Annotated in this window: 19 protein-coding genes; 3 read left to right on the forward strand and 16 right to left on the reverse strand. The window is 41.9% G+C overall.

Features of this window, described 5'->3' with window-relative positions:
- Positions 1 to 39 precede the first annotated feature (39 nt).
- From ACLGGR_RS11435 to ACLGGR_RS11480, 10 genes are all read right to left on the reverse strand, one after another.
- Entirely contained in the window at positions 40 to 762 is a 723-nt protein-coding gene (locus tag ACLGGR_RS11435) for a GntR family transcriptional regulator (protein WP_024422902.1), read from the reverse strand.
- 189 nt (positions 763 to 951) lie between these two features.
- Positions 952 to 2,358, reverse strand: a complete 1,407-nt coding sequence (locus ACLGGR_RS11440; RefSeq protein ID WP_410973100.1) for a glycoside hydrolase family 1 protein — start codon at positions 2,356 to 2,358, stop codon at positions 952 to 954.
- Positions 2,342 to 3,688 carry a PTS cellobiose transporter subunit IIC gene (gene celB / locus ACLGGR_RS11445; protein WP_252056252.1) on the reverse strand — a complete coding sequence of 449 codons (1,347 nt, stop codon included), beginning with the start codon at positions 3,686 to 3,688 and terminating at the stop codon, positions 2,342 to 2,344. Before celB ends, ACLGGR_RS11440 begins: the two co-directional genes overlap by 17 nt.
- Before the next feature lie 25 nt (positions 3,689 to 3,713).
- The gene (locus ACLGGR_RS11450; protein WP_142945952.1) at positions 3,714 to 4,046 is read right to left on the reverse strand and encodes a PTS sugar transporter subunit IIA; all 333 of its coding nucleotides are present in this window, start codon (positions 4,044 to 4,046) and stop codon (positions 3,714 to 3,716) included.
- Between the two features lie 3 nt (positions 4,047 to 4,049).
- Positions 4,050 to 4,361 (reverse strand): PTS sugar transporter subunit IIB, encoded by a 312-nt coding sequence (locus ACLGGR_RS11455; RefSeq protein WP_024422905.1) that lies wholly within the window; start codon positions 4,359 to 4,361, stop codon positions 4,050 to 4,052.
- 140 nt (positions 4,362 to 4,501) lie between these two features.
- Positions 4,502 to 5,287 (reverse strand): glucose 1-dehydrogenase, encoded by a 786-nt coding sequence (locus tag ACLGGR_RS11460; protein WP_142945953.1) that lies wholly within the window; start codon positions 5,285 to 5,287, stop codon positions 4,502 to 4,504.
- A 12-nt stretch (positions 5,288 to 5,299) separates the two neighbouring features.
- The gene (locus tag ACLGGR_RS11465; RefSeq protein ID WP_185907644.1) at positions 5,300 to 6,145 is read right to left on the reverse strand and encodes a GRP family sugar transporter; all 846 of its coding nucleotides are present in this window, start codon (positions 6,143 to 6,145) and stop codon (positions 5,300 to 5,302) included.
- Between the two features lie 117 nt (positions 6,146 to 6,262).
- Positions 6,263 to 7,672, reverse strand: a complete 1,410-nt coding sequence (gene gndA, locus ACLGGR_RS11470) for an NADP-dependent phosphogluconate dehydrogenase (protein WP_024428028.1) — start codon at positions 7,670 to 7,672, stop codon at positions 6,263 to 6,265.
- 98 nt (positions 7,673 to 7,770) lie between these two features.
- Positions 7,771 to 9,015 (reverse strand): DNA polymerase IV, encoded by a 1,245-nt coding sequence (locus ACLGGR_RS11475; protein WP_410973167.1) that lies wholly within the window; start codon positions 9,013 to 9,015, stop codon positions 7,771 to 7,773.
- 149 nt (positions 9,016 to 9,164) lie between these two features.
- Entirely contained in the window at positions 9,165 to 10,157 is a 993-nt protein-coding gene (locus ACLGGR_RS11480; RefSeq protein ID WP_142945955.1) for a carbon-nitrogen hydrolase family protein, read from the reverse strand.
- Positions 10,158 to 10,337: 180 nt separating this feature from the next.
- On the opposite strand from ACLGGR_RS11480, the gene ACLGGR_RS11485 reads away from it, so the two are divergent.
- Together ACLGGR_RS11485 and ACLGGR_RS11490 are read left to right on the forward strand one after the other, a co-directional pair.
- Positions 10,338 to 10,619, forward strand: a complete 282-nt coding sequence (locus ACLGGR_RS11485; RefSeq protein WP_024422910.1) for a hypothetical protein — start codon at positions 10,338 to 10,340, stop codon at positions 10,617 to 10,619.
- Between the two features lie 28 nt (positions 10,620 to 10,647).
- Positions 10,648 to 11,466 (forward strand): membrane protein insertase YidC, encoded by an 819-nt coding sequence (locus ACLGGR_RS11490; RefSeq protein WP_142945956.1) that lies wholly within the window; start codon positions 10,648 to 10,650, stop codon positions 11,464 to 11,466.
- 201 nt (positions 11,467 to 11,667) lie between these two features.
- Here ACLGGR_RS11490 and ACLGGR_RS11495 read toward each other — a convergent pair whose 3' ends face one another.
- From ACLGGR_RS11495 to ACLGGR_RS11510, 4 genes are read right to left on the reverse strand one after another with little or no spacing between them, the layout of a single operon-like run.
- Complete coding sequence (locus ACLGGR_RS11495; protein ID WP_034280289.1) at positions 11,668 to 12,132, reverse strand: chemotaxis protein CheW; 465 nt, start codon at positions 12,130 to 12,132, stop codon at positions 11,668 to 11,670.
- A 14-nt stretch (positions 12,133 to 12,146) separates the two neighbouring features.
- Entirely contained in the window at positions 12,147 to 13,268 is a 1,122-nt protein-coding gene (locus tag ACLGGR_RS11500; protein WP_034280287.1) for a tripeptidase T, read from the reverse strand.
- Between the two features lie 16 nt (positions 13,269 to 13,284).
- Positions 13,285 to 14,748, reverse strand: a complete 1,464-nt coding sequence (locus ACLGGR_RS11505) for an acyl-CoA carboxylase subunit beta (RefSeq protein WP_410973101.1) — start codon at positions 14,746 to 14,748, stop codon at positions 13,285 to 13,287.
- The gene (locus ACLGGR_RS11510; RefSeq protein WP_251216564.1) at positions 14,741 to 15,163 is read right to left on the reverse strand and encodes a VOC family protein; all 423 of its coding nucleotides are present in this window, start codon (positions 15,161 to 15,163) and stop codon (positions 14,741 to 14,743) included. The genes ACLGGR_RS11505 and ACLGGR_RS11510 overlap by 8 nt, the downstream gene beginning before the upstream one ends.
- A 101-nt stretch (positions 15,164 to 15,264) precedes the next feature.
- On the opposite strand from ACLGGR_RS11510, the gene prli42 reads away from it, so the two are divergent.
- Positions 15,265 to 15,357, forward strand: a complete 93-nt coding sequence (prli42, locus tag ACLGGR_RS11515) for a stressosome-associated protein Prli42 (RefSeq protein ID WP_149126490.1) — start codon at positions 15,265 to 15,267, stop codon at positions 15,355 to 15,357.
- Between the two features lie 39 nt (positions 15,358 to 15,396).
- On the opposite strand, the gene ACLGGR_RS11520 is transcribed toward prli42, so the two are convergent.
- Together ACLGGR_RS11520 and ACLGGR_RS11525 are read right to left on the reverse strand one after the other, a co-directional pair.
- The gene (locus ACLGGR_RS11520) at positions 15,397 to 15,906 is read right to left on the reverse strand and encodes a L,D-transpeptidase (RefSeq protein ID WP_410973102.1); all 510 of its coding nucleotides are present in this window, start codon (positions 15,904 to 15,906) and stop codon (positions 15,397 to 15,399) included.
- A gap of 52 nt (positions 15,907 to 15,958) precedes the next feature.
- Positions 15,959 to 16,912, reverse strand: a complete 954-nt coding sequence (locus ACLGGR_RS11525; protein ID WP_024422917.1) for an aromatic acid exporter family protein — start codon at positions 16,910 to 16,912, stop codon at positions 15,959 to 15,961.
- Positions 16,913 to 16,948: the final 36 nt, after the last annotated feature.

The raw sequence follows: 16,948 nt of genomic DNA on the forward strand, positions 1-16,948 counted from the left end.
GAAAAAAGAGCAGTCTCCCTTGGGGGTTCTGCTCTTTTTTTAACGTCCTGTTTTCGTGATTTCAACCGTTGAAAAGTCAAATTTATCATAGCGATGATGGCTAAATGAATATTCAAATGGCTGCCCTGCGTTTAAATAAGCAACCTGCTCGACTTCAAGCACGGGATCTGTTGGGTCACAGCCTAAATACTGCTGATCCAGCTGATCTGATTTAGCCGCTCTAATTTTCTTGTGCGCTCCTGCTATTTTTAAATGAAGCTGATTTGAAATGTAGCCATAGATAGAACCCAGTAGAACTTCTTCATCTATGCCCTTAATGAGATTGACAGGCATAAACGTTTTTTCTAATACGTAAGGCTCTTCATCCACAAGACGGAGCCGGATGATATCATAAACAGGTGTGGTTGAGTCAATAGATAGATGGGCTGCCACCTCTTCGCTTGGAAAATGGACATCAAAATGAATGATTTGAGTCGTGACGTTTTTATCCGCCATGACTTTTGTGAACCCTTTATTTTCATGGCCCGATACATTGATTGCCCCTTGATTAAGCGCTGCCTTTACTATAAATGTACCGTGGCCTCTTTTTCTAAAGAGCAGACCTTCTGCAACGAGTAGATCTAGCGCACGTTTCATTGTCATTCTGCTGCATTGAAATTCAGCGGCAAGCGAGTTTTCATCTGGAATGGGTTGATCTTCTGGATAATATGCTGTTCCTATTCGTTTTCTGATTTCTTCTGAAATGAGTTCGTACTTCTTCATCTCACACCACCAACTGACTTGTTTTTTCATAGCGCTTTATTCTAGAAGGAAATATGGCGTTTTTTAGCCTTCCTCTCATTTTACACTAAGGGATGTGAGCTTAAAAGGTGCCAGCCATTTTTGTTTCATCCACTTACCGTCACATAAGAAAAATACCTGCTCTTTTCAAGGAAAGAGCAAGTATTTTGATTAAAAACCGTTATTCTCTGAAACTGATTGAAACCAGTATCCACTTTTCTTAATCGTTCGTTTCCCGTCTTCTTGAAGATCAACTGAGACAAATCCATAACGATTTTTATAAGCATTCGACCAGGACCAGTTGTCCATAAAGGTCCACAGATGATAGCCTTTCACATTGCTTCCTTCTTGAATGGCTTGATGCACCCATTTGAGATGCTCAGAAATAAAGTCAATGCGGTAATCGTCATGAATCATTCCTTCTTCATCCTTAAACCGCTCTTCTCCTTCGACCCCCATGCCATTTTCAGAAATAAAGCATTCAATATTATCATAGTCTGTTTGGACTTTTTTCAATATATCGTAAATGCCCTTTTCATAGATTTCCCAGCCACGATACACATTCATTTTTCTTCCCGGCATCTCAAAAGAATCAAAATAATGGTTCGGCATAAATGGTGCTTGAGGATGAGGCATATGCTCTTTCGCTTTCACTCTTCTTGGCTGATAATAGTTGATGCCAAGAAGATCAATCGTGTTCTCTCGAATGAGTTCAAGGTCCCCTTCTTCCATACTTGGCATAAAGCCTTCTTTCTTTAAGACTTCTACTAGCTTTTCAGGGAAATGCCCCTTCACCGCAGGATCTAAGAAGGAACGGTTAAAGAAAGCATCGGCCATCTCTGCTGCTTCTACATCGCGCGGATTCTGGCTTCGCGGGTACGAAGGGGTCAAGTTTAGGATAATGCCAATCTTACCACCTTGCTGCAACTCTTTATAAGCCGCAATCGCCTTAGCATTTGATAAAAGTTCATGAAAACCGACCTGTACAGCCTTTTGGAAATCAACTTCGTTTGGATAATGAAAGCTATACATATATCCGCCTTCTACAGGAACAATCGGTTCGTTATGGGTAAACCATTTTTTCACCCGGTCGCCAAATAATTGGAAGCATAAAGCCGCATAGCTGACATAGTCGTCGACCACCTGTCTGTTCACCCAGCCGCCTTTCTCCTGAAGCGCCATTGGCATATCGAAATGGTATAGGTTCACAAATGGTTCGATATCATGTGCAATCAGTTCATTGATCACATCATTGTAAAAAGACACCGCTTCTTCATTGACAGCACCTGTTCCTTCAGGTAAAAGGCGTGACCATGATATCGACAGCCGAAATGAATTGTGGCCAATTTCTTTCATGAGACGGATATCCTCTTTATATTTTCGATAAAATTGAGATGTCACGTTTGGCCCTACGCCATCAAAAAAACGAGTCGGTTCTTGTTCAAACCAATGATCCCAAATGTTCGGTCCCTTTCCATCTCCAGGGACGCTGCCTTCTGTTTGCGTCGCAGAAGCAGAAGATCCCCACCAGAAACCTTCTGGAAATATATATGATAGTTTGTTAGTTTCCATCGACATGTATAGAGTCTCCTTCACCTTTGATGTTTGCTGCCTTCGTTTTTTCTGTTGTCGCGATTTTTTCATTTTTCACATTCATACGGTCAATAAATTTCAGGAACGGGAACCAAATGACAAACACAATCATCAGGTTAAACAACTGAAGCAGACCGCCCGCTAGTGAATTTGTTGCCATCATTCCGCTAATAAAGATCGGCACTGTCCATGGGATATTCACCCCTGTCGGCGGCGGTACAATCCCTGATGCCATCGCAAAATAAGTAATACATGTAATGACCATTGGCGCCAAAATCCACGGAATGAGAATAAGCGGATTCATGACAATCGGTAAACCAAAGATAATCGGTTCATTGACGTTAAATAATCCTGGTCCTAAGCCAAGCTTGGCTACTTGTTTTAATTGCTTACTTTTCAGGAAAATTAAAATCGTAAACACAACAGCAAGCGTCATACCGGTTCCACCCATTCCAACCGTATAGATTTCAATAAACTGCTTGCTGATGATATTAGGAACCTCACCTGTTTTTGTGTAGCTCTCTAGGTTTTGAATGGACAATGTATTCCAAATCGGATCCATGACAGAGTTGATAATAATTTGGCCGTGGAGCCCAAAGAACCAAAGAATTTGTATAAAGAAAACAGCGATCAACGTCGGAATGATACCGCTTCCAAGACCGACAAGCGGCGCCTGAATGGCATGATAAATCAAATCATGCATATTTGTTTTGAAGCCTTGTGTAATGATGATATTAATGAACAAAAAGGTTGTAAGTGTCAAAGTAGCCGGGATCAGTGCAGCAAAAGACTTGGAAACAGCTGGCGGAACCCCTTGCGGCATATTAATCACAAATTTCTTTTGGACAAAATAACGATAAATTTCAGCAGACAAAAAGCCTGTGATCATTCCTAGGAACATCCCCTTTGCACCTAAACGATCGACTGGGATAACGCCTGCAATCGTTGCACCACCTTCTTGTTCTAGTAAAAACGGAGTCAGAAGCAAGAAAGAGGCTAAAGCAATCACGCCGCCAAAGACAGCTTCCACATCATAGCTTTTTGATAAATAGTAGCCAATCCCAAATACAACAAACACACTCATAATGCTGATGGTCGCACTCGGTGCGATATTCAGCGCAGACTGGACGCCTTCCAGTGCTGTTTGACTCATGATTTTATCTAAAAATGGCAAATTCATCAGCACAACCATAATGGAACCAAAGATGGTGAGCGGGAACGCAAGCATAAAGGCATCCCGTAATACGCCTAAATAGCGGTTGTTGTTCAATCTCCCAGCAATCGGAACCAAAATGGCACTTATTTTATCAAACATTGGTTTCCCCCCTTGTTTACACCCTTTATTGTTTAAGCGATTGGAATATCGGCAGGAGCTCTCCCACAAGCTCCTTGATGGTAATGGTCGACATTAAGTGATCTTCAGCGTGCATGAGCAGTAAGGAAAAGGATGCCCTTTCTCCTCCTGCCTCTTTCTGCACGAGTTGAAAATGAATGTCATGTGCATGCCGTAAATCTTCTTCCGCTTCTTTCATAAGACCAAAAGCCTCTTCTTCTAGACCTTCTCGATATTGTTTAAGAGCTTGAAGCAATTTGCTGCGTGCATTCCCGCTGTGCAAGATCAATTGAAAGCTTACTTGTTCCTCCGTGAGCCCTTCGAGTGTTTTCTTTTCCATCCTTTAAGATTCCCCCATCAATGTAAGTGCCTGTTCATACGCTTTTTGCCCATCAGCAAGCCCGTACGCCTGCATATCAATGACCTCTACCTCAATCCCGTATTTTGTTGCTTCTTTTTGAAGGTCACCTTTTAAAAAGCTCATTTGCGGTCCGATTAACACTACATCCGCATTCGCCATTTCTTTTTTCGCTTGATCTTGCCCAACTGCCCAAATTTCTGCTTCGTCCCCAATTGAATCGGCATGTGCTTTCATCTTTGTCACTAGTAAACTCGTAGACATTCCCGAACTGCATGCTAATAAAATACGTTTCATTTCTCTCACCCCATTGTTGTAATAAAAGCGCTTCCAATTAATATTATATATTTTTATTTTTAAATGTCTAGACATTTAATTTTATTTGTCTGTATTTAATATAAAAAAGAGCGTATTGTACGCTCTTTGTCTTCATTGTCTTATCCTTTTCCTGCCTGGAACCCAGGATACTTCGTCATGCCGCCGTCTACATATAACGTCAAGCCTGTGACATAGCTCGCCTCTTTTGATGCCAGCCAGACAGCACATGCTGCCACTTCTTCTGGCTTTCCAATATAACCGATTGGAATCAGCTCAATCACACCTTTTTTCAATGCTGGATCATTGAATTTCTCCGCATTAATCGGGGTATCAATGGCGCCTGGTGCAATGCTGTTTACACGGATTTTTTTAGGGGCATATTCAAGGGCCAATGTTTCTGTCAAAAGCTTGGCGCCTCCTTTACTAGCTGCATAATGCACGAAATGAGGCCAAGGAATTTGCTGATGAACCGACGACATATTAATGATCGAGCCTTCTATCCCATGATCCGTCATATACTTCAGTGCATCACGGCATCCTAGAAACATACCTGTTAAATTGGTAGCCATCACTTTGTTCCAATTATCCAGCGTCATTTCGGTAGAAGGTACTTCATTTTCAATGCCTGCGTTATTGATCATGACATCAAGACTGCCAAATGTATCAACGGCTTTATCAATCATCGCCTGCATATCCTCTTCCTTTGAAACGTCTCCCTTGATTTTCACAGCCTGTCCGCCATTTTTTTGAATATCTGCAATGGTGTCATCCGGATTTTCTTTATCGGAGAAGTAATTGATCACCACATTGGCTTTTTCTTGTCCAAATCGGCGGGCCATCGCTTGACCAATCCCTGTACCTGCGCCTGTAATCAGAACCGTTTTTCCTTCTAAATCTGGATACATTCGTGTAACCTCCTATTTTGTAAAGCCTAGCAGCACACCGCCTGCAATGATCATCAGGCAGCCTGCAATGACAAAGCTTTTTCTAGATGCTTTCTCTTTCAATAAGTAAATGCCGCCTAGTGTTGAGATGACAATTCCTGTTTGTGACATCGAAAAGCTTACGGCTACGCCAATTAATGGAATGGCCAAAAGCAGCCCAAGATTTCCTGTTGACCAAACAAGACCGGCAATGATATTTCTAAACGTATATTTACTAAACGGATCCTGCTTTAAACTAATCGCTAAGGATGAAAGCAGCATGCCGACTGATTGCGGAACAAGTGCAGACCAGCCATCAATATCAAACCATCTTAAAATGACGACATATCCGACGTAGCCAACGGTTGAGATGAGCAGAATGATGATTCCTTTTTTAAAATTCCCTCCATTCTCGCCGCCATTCTTTTTTTGACCGAGCGATGTCATGACAACACCTGCTATGATCAGTAAAATGGCGCAAGAACCAATGAGTATGACCGTCATCGTTTGCCATTCTTTGAAGACCATAACGCCAAATAGCGTTGTGCTCACAAGCTGCATGCCGGTTGATAAAGGAACAGCTTTAGACACACCGAGAAAAGCGACACTTGAAAGCTGATTCATTTGTCCAATACTCCAAAAGATGCCTGAAATGACGGAAACCGCAAAAATAAGCGGTGTCAGCTCTGGCATTTTGATGAAAAAGGCAGCAATTGAAAATAAAAATGCACCGAGCGTAATGCCGAGGGTTTGTTGATACGCATTCCCGCCTAGTTTGACACTGATGAGAACAATACTTCCCCAAAATATCGCTGGGAGAAGTGCATATAAGATGCCCACTTCTATCCCTACTTTCTTGTCTTTTTTACATAGCATCCCTCTTTTTCGCATTTTTAGCCGAAAAGATACAAACAAAAAAAACCTTACCAAAGGTAAGGTTTTTCAGTCGTTCTCTGTTTATTTCATCCATTCAGTATGGAATACGCCTTCTTTATCTGTGCGCTCATACGTATGTGCACCAAAATAGTCACGCTGTGCTTGAATTAAATTCGCTGGAAGGACAGCTGTGCGATAGCTATCAAAGTAAGCAAGTGCACTTGAGAATGAAGGAACAGGAACTCCTTGTTCCACTGCAAGCGAAATGACTTTACGAAGTGATGATTGATAGTTTTGAGCAATATCCTTAAAGTATGGATCAAGCAATAGGTTTTTCAGTTCAGGATTACGGTCATATGCTTCTTTAATTTGTTGTAAGAAGGCTGCACGAATGATACATCCGCCGCGGAAGATCATCGCAATTTCACCGTATTTTAAATCCCAGTTATATTCATCAGATGCTGCTTTCATTTGCGCAAAGCCTTGCGCGTAAGAGCAGATTTTACTCATGAATAAGGCTTTTCTAACCGCTTCGATCAGCTCTTGTTTATTCTCAGCTGATTGCGCCGGCTCAGGACCTTCGATCAATTGACTTGCTTCCACACGCTCATCTTTCATTGCTGAAATGTAGCGCGCAAAAACAGACTCAGTAATGATTGGAAGCGGGACACCTAGATCAAGTGAACTTTTGCTTGTCCATTTTCCAGTTCCTTTTTGACCAGCTTTATCTAAGATCACATCCACAAGCGGCTGGTTTGTTTCTTCATCCACTTTTGTGAAAATGTCAGCTGTAATTTCGATTAAATAGCTGTCAAGCTCGCCTTTATTCCACTCTGAGAATACTTCATGAAGCTCCCCTGCTGACAATCCAGCAACATGCTTCAAGATAAAGTATGATTCAGAGATCAATTGCATATCTCCGTACTCGATACCGTTATGAACCATTTTGACATAATGTCCTGCTCCATCTGGGCCGATATACGTTGTACAAGGCTCGCCATCTACTTTCGCAGAGATCGCTTCTAAAATTGGTTTCACTAGCTCATGCGCTTCTTTTTGACCGCCTGGCATGATGGAAGGACCTTTTAGCGCGCCTTCTTCACCGCCGGAAACACCAGTACCAATGAAGTGAATACCACTTTCTGCAAGCTCTTGATTACGTCTTTGTGTATCCTTGTAATATGTATTTCCACCATCAATTAAAATGTCACCTTTCTCTAGGTGAGGAAGTAATGATTGAATGGTTGCATCTGTTGCTGCACCAGCTTTTACCATTAAAAGAATTTTACGCGGTGTTTCAAGCGACTGAACAAATTCTTCGATGCTGTATGTGCCAACAACGTTTTTTCCTTCTGCTTCTTGAAGAAACTCTTCTGTTTTGCTGCTAGATCTGTTATAAACGGATACGGAGAAACCGCGGCTTTCAATATTGAGGGCAAGGTTTTTCCCCATAACGGCTAGTCCAACCACACCGATTTGTTGTTTTGACATAATTCTGACGTCCCTTCTAACACACTATATTGATTACTGCTGAAATGATGTACCCTTTGAAATTACCACAACATCACCTCTTTTATCAAGTTTTCAGGCTAGTCATTTCCTCTTTCGTCCTGAAAAAAATCTTTATTAAAACTTGTCCCGCTTGTTTTGCTCTCTTTTTCCTTAATGGTGATCCCTCTTTGCACCAAAGGCTTTCCATATTTTTCTTTCAGTCCATCTAAAATGGTCTGGAGAGGCTCTTCTTTTGCATCTTCTGTATATGAAAATAAATCAAGCTGTTTAACAGCTGCTTTTCGTTCTACAAGGTCTGTCCCCGTCACACCTAAGAGCCTCACTGGCTGGTCATTCCAATGTTTAAGGAATAACTGCTTTGCCGCTTCAAATATGTCTTCCTTTCGATCCGTTGGATTCGTAAGCATGACACTTCGCGTGATATTTTTCCAGCTTGCATACCGAATCATGATGAGCAGACGATTTGCCATCACTTCTTTTCTCCTTAACCTTGCACTCACAGATTGTGACAGCTTATCAATTAACGTAACAAGTTCATCTGAATCGTCAGAATCATGAGGAAGAGTGGAGGAATTGCCGACGGATTTAAATTCGTATATTCTTTCTGGGTCCACGATGCCGTCATGTTCACCATTCGCCTTTTGCTTTAATCTCGGTCCATTGATGCCGAGCAATTCTTTTAGCGTATACTCATTCGCTTTCGCTAAGTCTTCAATGGTATGAATTCCGACCTTTTTTAATTTATCTGCCGTTTTTTGTCCAACCCCGTGCATATCTCCAGCAGGGAGCGGCCAGAGCATGTTCGGAACATCTCGTTTACGCAATATGGTGATGCCCATTGGCTTTTTCCAATTAGACGCCATTTTCGCTAAAAATTTATTCGGTGCAATGCCGATACTTGAAGGAAGCATCAGCTCCTCTACAAGCCTTGTTTGAATATCATGAGCCGTTCTTACCGCATGCTCGGCATATGGTGTATGCGTTAAATCAATATAGCCCTCATCAATAGATACAGGTTCGACTAAATCACTGTATTCTCTTAGTATTGTAAACATCTCTTGTGAGGAGCTGCGGTACCGGTCAAAGTTCGGTGTGCGGACTATGAGACCCGGACATAGCCGCTTCGCCTCCCACAAGGGCATCGGGGGCTTCACACCTAGTGCTCTTGCCTCGTAGCTGCACGTCACAACAATCCCTTTACGCTCTTTTGCATTTCCGCTGATGGCTAAAGGTTTCCCTCGTAAGGAAGGATCATACGCCATTTCTACATTGGCATAAAAAGCATTCATGTCTATATGAAAAATAATATTTGACATTGGCATAACCCCATTTTCTTGTCTACCTGTATTTTGATCAGCTGTTTCCTTATATATCAACCATGATGGATCCCTTTTATGCTCAATTATACATTGATTTATTTCATCTTTCCTCAAAAAAACCTTCTCTAAAAAAGAGAAGGTTCAACGTTCATTTACACTTTTTCTTCAAGTATACCATGTTGATATTGAATGTCCTCATATGTGAATACTTCATTTTTTTGATGATATAAATGTTTCACAACCGGAGTGGGCTGTTGATTAAAATTCATACTTAAACTTTGATTGGAGTAGTGTCCAGCCGGATCAATGTAATACTTGTAATCAATGACTCGTTCTACATCAATTTCAGCGTAAGCAATTCCCTCTGTTTCAGCTGGAACCATATCACTGATCGGTTCCCCATCCGGCCCGTAAATGCACGTATGCCCGCTTTTAAATGTTTCAAAGTAATCTCTTTGCTCCTGTGTTAAGCAAATCATCTCTTTCATTTCTTCCGTATATATAGATGAAGTCATCAGCACAAATGTCTGTGTCGCGATAGCATAATATCTGCTTGAAATTTCATCATCAAAATAACCTGGCCAAGAGGCTACATGTACCTGCTCATTTTGGGCATTCATCGCCATAAGATCAAGTGGGACTTGATGCTCCCAGCACATCAATCCGCCAAGGTTTCCAATTTCAGTTTGAAACACCGGCATCATACTTCCACTTCCGTCCCCCCAAATGAGTCTTTCTGCTACAGAAGCTCTCATTTTCCGATGTTTTCCTATTAAATCCCCATTAGGATTAAACCAAAGCTGAGCTAAATAGAGAGAGCCGCCATCTTTTTCACTGCATGATATACAAACGTACGTTTCATTTCTTTTTGCTGCCTCACTTATTTTTTGAATGGCTAAGCTAGGGATTTCAACTGCATTTTTATATAATTCATGATAGAACTTTCTCGTATATTCTGGATGACCAATAAAAGCAAACCAAGGATAACCAGGTAAAAATGCTTCTGGGAATGCCACAAGCTTTGCACCATTTGAAGCTGCCTCGTCAATCAGTTCACATGATTTCTCAACTGTTGCTTCTAAATTTAAGTAGACAGGTGCTGCTTGTACCGCAGCTGCTCGAAACTTTGGGTAAATACTTGTCATTTTCAAAACCTCCATTTCTTTTCATCCCCCTCATTATAGGATAGGAAATATGAAGTTTGGATGACATTTACTATTTTATGCAAAATAAGGAATTTAATTTAATAGAGTAAACACGCGGTTCTGTTAGACATTTAACCATGTGTATAGTACACTGTGAGTAATGAAATGGATGTGATAATCATGATTATTGATACATTCAATGAAGTCTTTTTCCTTGTTGAATTCTTTACGATTATTCTTCCAGCGCTGACGGCCATCGGCATTGCGTTTTTACTAAAAGACTGCCGTATGAACGAACATCTTGGTGGACATCGTTTGGAAGAGTTGGACGCATCTTGCTTGAATCGAACAGACTTTCTGTTTATCATATATGATCGCATTACAACTTGGATTAGTAAAGTCATTCGAATGAAAAGATCATCTAATGATGATGAAGACCATTCGCTTCCTCTCACTAATTAAATTTTTTTAATCATGAGGAGGAAACGAATTGAAACGTTTATTGACTATTTGTACGACTTTATGTTTGATGATGATTGCGTCACCTGCATTTGCAGCGAGTGCGCAAACGAATACGAGCTCTGATGGGTTTTTCCATCATTATTTTGTTCAGCCTTTTTCTGAGCTGATCATTTGGCTTGCGAACTTCTTCCATGATGATTATGGTTTATCCATTATGTTCGTCACCTTGATTGTCCGCCTGCTGATTTTCCCGCTTTTTGCGAATCAATTTAAGAAGCAAAGAGTCATGCAGGAAAAAATGGCACTGGTGAAACCTCAGATTGACCAAATTCAAAGCAAATTGAAGAAAACGAAAGAACCTGAAAAACAAAAAGAGCTTCAAATGGAAATGATGAAAGTATATAAAGAGAACAATGTGAACCCGCTGGCAATGGGCTGTCTGCCTATGCTGATTCAAATTCCAATTGTTCTTGGCTTTTACTCAGCGATCCGCTCAACACCTGAGATCGCAACTCATACGTTCTTATGGTTTAACTTAGGACAAACCGATTTATTGGTGGCGATTTTTGCAGGGGCTATGTATTTCTTGCAATTTTATGTCACGCAAAAATATGCGAAGCAATCAGGCACCCAGACAGAGGCTGCGCTGAAGCAGGCGAAAGTAATGGGCATGATTTTCCCAATCATGATGCTGTTTCTTTCAATCAATGCACCCGCTGCTCTTCCTTTATACTGGATGACAAGCGGACTACTACTCACGATTCAAACGATTATTTTAAATGTCATGTACCAAAAATCAAAAACGAAAGCTGCGGCTAACGAACAAGCCAAACCAGCTGCTGAATAAAAATAACCCCCTTATCAGAGATAAGGGGGTTTCCATTTGTCTTCTTTCAGCGTGATAGAAAACCTTTGCAGCCCTAGGAAGGACGAGTACCGGAACGGAGCGAATTTGACATTCGTGAGCACCGGCACGCAGACCTGACACCGAATGCGAGGGTTTGCCTACACGCTAAAAACCCCTTATCATTAGATAAGGGGTTTTTCATTATGCCAATTCTTCTTTCAACCGGTCTGGCAATTGATCGAGGTCCTCAATTTTCCCAAGGAACTTATTTGGGTCCACTTGTAAAATCATTTTGTTTTCTCTCTCCACAACGCCGAAGAAATATTCAGAGGCCTTCGTGTTCATATGAAATGGCTTGATCTCGCTTTGCTCGATATCGATAATATCTTTTGCATCTGAGACAAGACAGCCAATCATTTGATCGTTTACTTCAAATAGCAGCACCTTGGACTGCTCGTTCACATCAAGAGGCTTTCCGTGAAGCATCACACCTGTGTCACTGACAGGAATGACCTCTCCTCTTAATGACATCAGCCCTTTAATTTCTTTTGGAAGGTTCGATACTTCTTGTAAGTAAGGAACCTTTTCAATCGAACGAATATGCTCTACACTGATGCCAAAATCCTCTTGCCCCACCTGAAAAATAATAATCTTTTGCGTGCTCACAGAGTCTCCTGCCTTTACGATGGATTTGTCGTTTCTTCGATAATGGCGAGAACCATTTCAGCTGTTTTGACTAATTCTTCAATCGGCATTTTCTCATTTTTCGTATGAATATCTTCATATCCAACAGCTAGGTTGACAGTTGGGACGCCGTTGCCAGCAATGACGTTTGCATCACTGCCTCCGCCGCTCGTCTGCAGTTCTGAAGGACGGCCAATTTTTTCTGCCGCTTTTTTCGCCACTTCTACGACTTGATCGCCGTGTGAGAATTTGAAGCCTGGATACATGATGTCAATTTGTACATCGGCACTTCCGCCCATTTCTTTAGCGGTTTTTTCAAAGGCTTCTTTCATCTTCGCTACTTGAGCTTCCATTTTTGCTGGTTCTAAAGAGCGTGCTTCCGCCAAAATATCGACTTGATCGCACACAATATTCGTTTGTGTTCCGCCTTCAAAACGGCCGATATTCGCCGTTGTTTCTTCATCAATCCGGCCAAGCGGCATACTGGCAATTGCTTTAGATGCAATGGTAATCGCAGACACACCTTTTTCAGGCGCGACACCTGCGTGAGCTGTTTTTCCGTAAATCGTTGCGCGTACTTTTGCCTGTGTTGGTGCAGCTACGATAATCGTACCGACCTTACCATCTGAATCAAGGGCATAGCCGTATTTCGCTGTCATCAAATTCGGATCTAACGCTTTTGCTCCAACAAGTCCTGATTCCTCACCTGCTGTGATAACAAATTCAATCGTCCCGTGCGGTAAATTTTTCTCTTTCAGCACGCGAATCGCTTCAAACATAGCAGCAAGTCCTGTTTTATCGTCAGCGCCAAGAATGGTTGTTCCATCTGTTTTCACATAGCCGTCCTCAATGACTGGTTTTACGCCATTCCCGGGTACAACTGTATCCATATGAGAAGTGAAATAAATCGTATCTGCCTCTTGATTTCCTTCTAATGTGCAGACAAGGTTGCCTGCGCCGTGGCCTGTTACCGCTTTTGAATCGTCTTCAACCACTTTTAGACCAAGCTGCGAGAATTTTTCTTTTAGGACTTCAACAATTTTCTCTTCGTGTTTTGTTTCTGAATCAATCTGAACTAATTCTAAAAATTCGTCTAGTAAGCGTTTTTCATTGATCATAATGATGCTCCTCCTCTTATAGCGGCATGTTGCCATGCTTTTTTAACGGTCTATCTTCTTCCTTACTGCGAAGTACATCAAATGAGCGGATCAATCGCTCTCTCGTTTCAGCCGGCATGAAAATATCGTCTATCAGACCTGCCTGAGCCGCTTTCCATACACTTGGTTTGTTCTCAGTCTCGCGCGAAGCAGGATGAACGATTTCGTCTGCGAACGTTTTCCCCATGACATCAATTTCGGCCTCTGGCCATGCATAAACAAAGTCAGCGCCTAAGCCCTTACTATTCATCGCGACATATGCACCGCCAAACGCCTTTCTTAAAATCACAGTGATTTTTGGAACGGTTGCTTCAGCGTACGCATATAAAAGCTTTGCACCGTGGCGGATAATTCCCGCATGCTCGGCTTTCTCCCCTGGTAAAAAACCAGGAACGTCCACAAGGGTTAAGATCGGAATATGAAACGCATCGCAAAATCGAATAAACCTGGCCGCTTTATCGGCCGCGTCAAGATCAAGACTGCCTGCAAGCACCTTTGGCTGATTAGCAACAACACCAATGGAGGCTCCTTGTAGTCTGGCAAAACCAGTGACAATATTTTTTGAGAAACAAGGCTGCGTTTCAAAGAATGAGTCTGGATCGGTTATCGCCGTCACGACTTGTTTGACATCATAGGTGCGTGATGGATCCTTTGGCAAAATGCTGCCTGGATCAGCGGTATCTTGCTTTCGTGCTTCAGCCTGCATGACAGCCTGCTGTTTCGTTGGTATGTACGTTAAAAGAGTTCGAACCGCTTTTAACACGTCCTTCTCATCTTTCCCAGTATAATGCACATTTCCGCTTGTCTGATGCTGAACACTTGCACCGCCAAGACGGTCAGGACAGACCGTTTCTCCTGTTGCCTTTTCTATTACTTTCGGACCAGTTAAAAACATATGAGCTGTTTGCTCTGTCATGAAGACAAAATCAGTCAATGCAGGAGAATAGACTGCACCTCCAGCACATGAACCTAAAATAACAGATATTTGCGGGATTAGACCAGAGTACAGCACATTCCGTTTAAAAATCTGTCCGTATCCTTCTAATGATACCACACCCTCTTGAATTCTCGCACCACCTGAGTCTTTTAGACCGATGACCGGCATCTGATTCTTAGCTGCCAGATCCATTAAAGAGGTAATTTTTTTGGCATGCATTTCGCCTAATGAGCCCCCATATACTGTTGCATCTTGTGCATAAACACAAACGGGCTTACCATGAATGAGTCCCGTTCCAATGACGACGCCGTCACCAACATGCTCTGACAAATCGCCTGTTGCAAATGACTGAATTTCCATCAAGCTGCCCTCGTCAAGAAGTTCGTGCAGCCGCTCTCGAACCGTCAGCTTTCCTTTGCTTCTGTGAGCTGCTGCTCGTTTTTCGCCGCCGCCCATTAACGCTTTCTTCCGCCATTCGGACAAGTCATTGAACGATTCATTCATCGCTATGTTTCTCTCCTTTCAAGGACTCGCACAATTCAAATAACACACCTGACGTTTCTTTAGGTGAAATAAATGCAATCTGCTTTCCGCCGGCGCCCATCTGTGCTGTTTTTTGGAGAAGCTGCACCCCAAGGTGATCGAGACGGCTCAGATCAGTTTGAATGCCACCTGACTTTAGCGCAATATGATGAAGCCCCTCTCCTCTTTTTGTTAAAAAGGTATGTAGTTTACTGCGTGCTGACATCGGTTCAATTAATTCAATGTGCAGATCATGAAGTGAAGCGAAGGACGCTTTAATCTCCTGCTCAGGAATCTCTTGTATGTCTGAAAAATGCCAGTTAAATAGCTGATGAAGCGTTCGAGATGTTTCTTTAATAGAAAAGACGGCAATGGCAATATGATCGATTTGGTTCATCCGTTCACTTCCTTTGCTGATCACTTGTCGCATATGAAAAAACCAGATAAAATAAAGACAAGTGCGCTTGTCGCAAAAATCTTCGGTTATAGGGGTGCGATATGTCTCAAAAATTCATGAAATTTATGGTATTGCTTATGATTAGCCTGCTGTTAGTTTCTTCACTTTTAGCAGGAGCAGCAGCCTTTTTATAAGATTTGAATAAAAAGCAGACAAGCAGGTGATTCGTGATATCAACGAATGGCCTGTTTGTCTTTGGCAAGCGTTTCAAAGGAAGCTCTTGATTTTGTAATCCATACCTTGGTGCCAATTGGAAGCTGATCAAACAAAAGCTCTACATCTTGATTATGAAGCCTTACACAGCCTGCCGTGATAAATTTCCCAATCGATGTTTCGTCACTCGTTCCATGAATTCCGTAGGTTCTGCCATCTGTTCCTCGTGCATCAAATCCAATCCATCTTCGCCCTAGTGGATTATTCTTCGCACCGCCTTCAATATTTTTTCTTCTGTAATAGGGATCTTTCGCTTTGATCATAATGGTAAATTCACCTTCTGGCGTTAAATCCTCTGTTTTTCCTGTTGAAGCCGGATATATTTTTTGAATTTTCCCTTGATCAATAAAGGCCAGTTCATTCGTTTGTTTATTAATAATGACAAACGGGTCACCTGGAAGCGGGTTTTGTCCAAGCGGCCAGATAGGTGAAAGGGACATGGTCAGTACAGTATAAAATAAAAGACGCATAGGCTCCTCCTTTTTCATTAGATTGACCAATGAAGGAGGAACTCATGCGTCTCTATTCTTTCATCCCTTTAAAATAGCTTTTCAGTACTAAATATTGTTCCATTTCACCGAGGAAATGAAAGAGTGCAGCTCTTGCCTCAAATTCTTCTCGTGTTTGCGGGAGCGGAAGTGCATCGAACTCTTCTTTCATATCAATGAGACGTCTTAAAAACTTATGCGCCGTGTTCCCTGGGTGGATATGTTCGCGTAAGTCTCTAATATATTCTGCAATGATTTGTCCATGCTCCGTTGTGACAGAAATCGACGTAATTTTAGGCAGCACACGCTCAATGATTTCAAATTGCTTTTGTCTCATGTTGAAATAATGATAATACAGGTTTTCATGTCTTAATACATGGTTTTCAACATCACGATATGCGAGAGCTTTCGCTTCTTTGATCAATTGATGTGTCTCTGGTATTTCTTTTCCTGTCCAGTCTTGTTTCCCAGTCATTAAGTATTGCTCGATTTCCTCAAAAATTTTAGCAAAGTTGGCTTCAATCTGTTCGCTGTAGCGTTTGAGCTTTTTATCAACACTTGGCATATAGAGGTTCATAATGAGCGCTACCCCAACACCAATGGTAATCAGCAGCAGTTCATTCCAGATGAGATGCAGGGTAATCCCGCCAGACATGTATAAGTGGAGGATGATGACTGAACTTGTGACAATCCCTTCTTTAATTCGAAGCAAAACCGTTGTCGGAATAAAGACAAGCAGCATTAAACCGATCACAAAAGGATGATACCCAATCAGATCGAAAAATAAATAAGAAAATAAAATAGCAAGACTGCATGCTGCAAAACGGGCTCCCGATGCTAAGAGGGATCTTTTCTTTGTCACCTGAATACACAGGATCGTAATAATCCCGGCAGCTGAATAATTTTGCAAGCCAAGCAATTGTGCAATATAAATAGCGATCGCTGTTCCTAATGCTGTTTTCAGCGTTCGATAGCCGATTTTAAACATGATGTGATTCACTCTTTTCTGTCTTGTTTCCATTCA

The sequence above is a fragment of the Bacillus sp. BD48 genome (assembly GCF_046566805.1).
Lineage (GTDB): Bacteria > Bacillota > Bacilli > Bacillales > Bacillaceae > Bacillus > Bacillus safensis.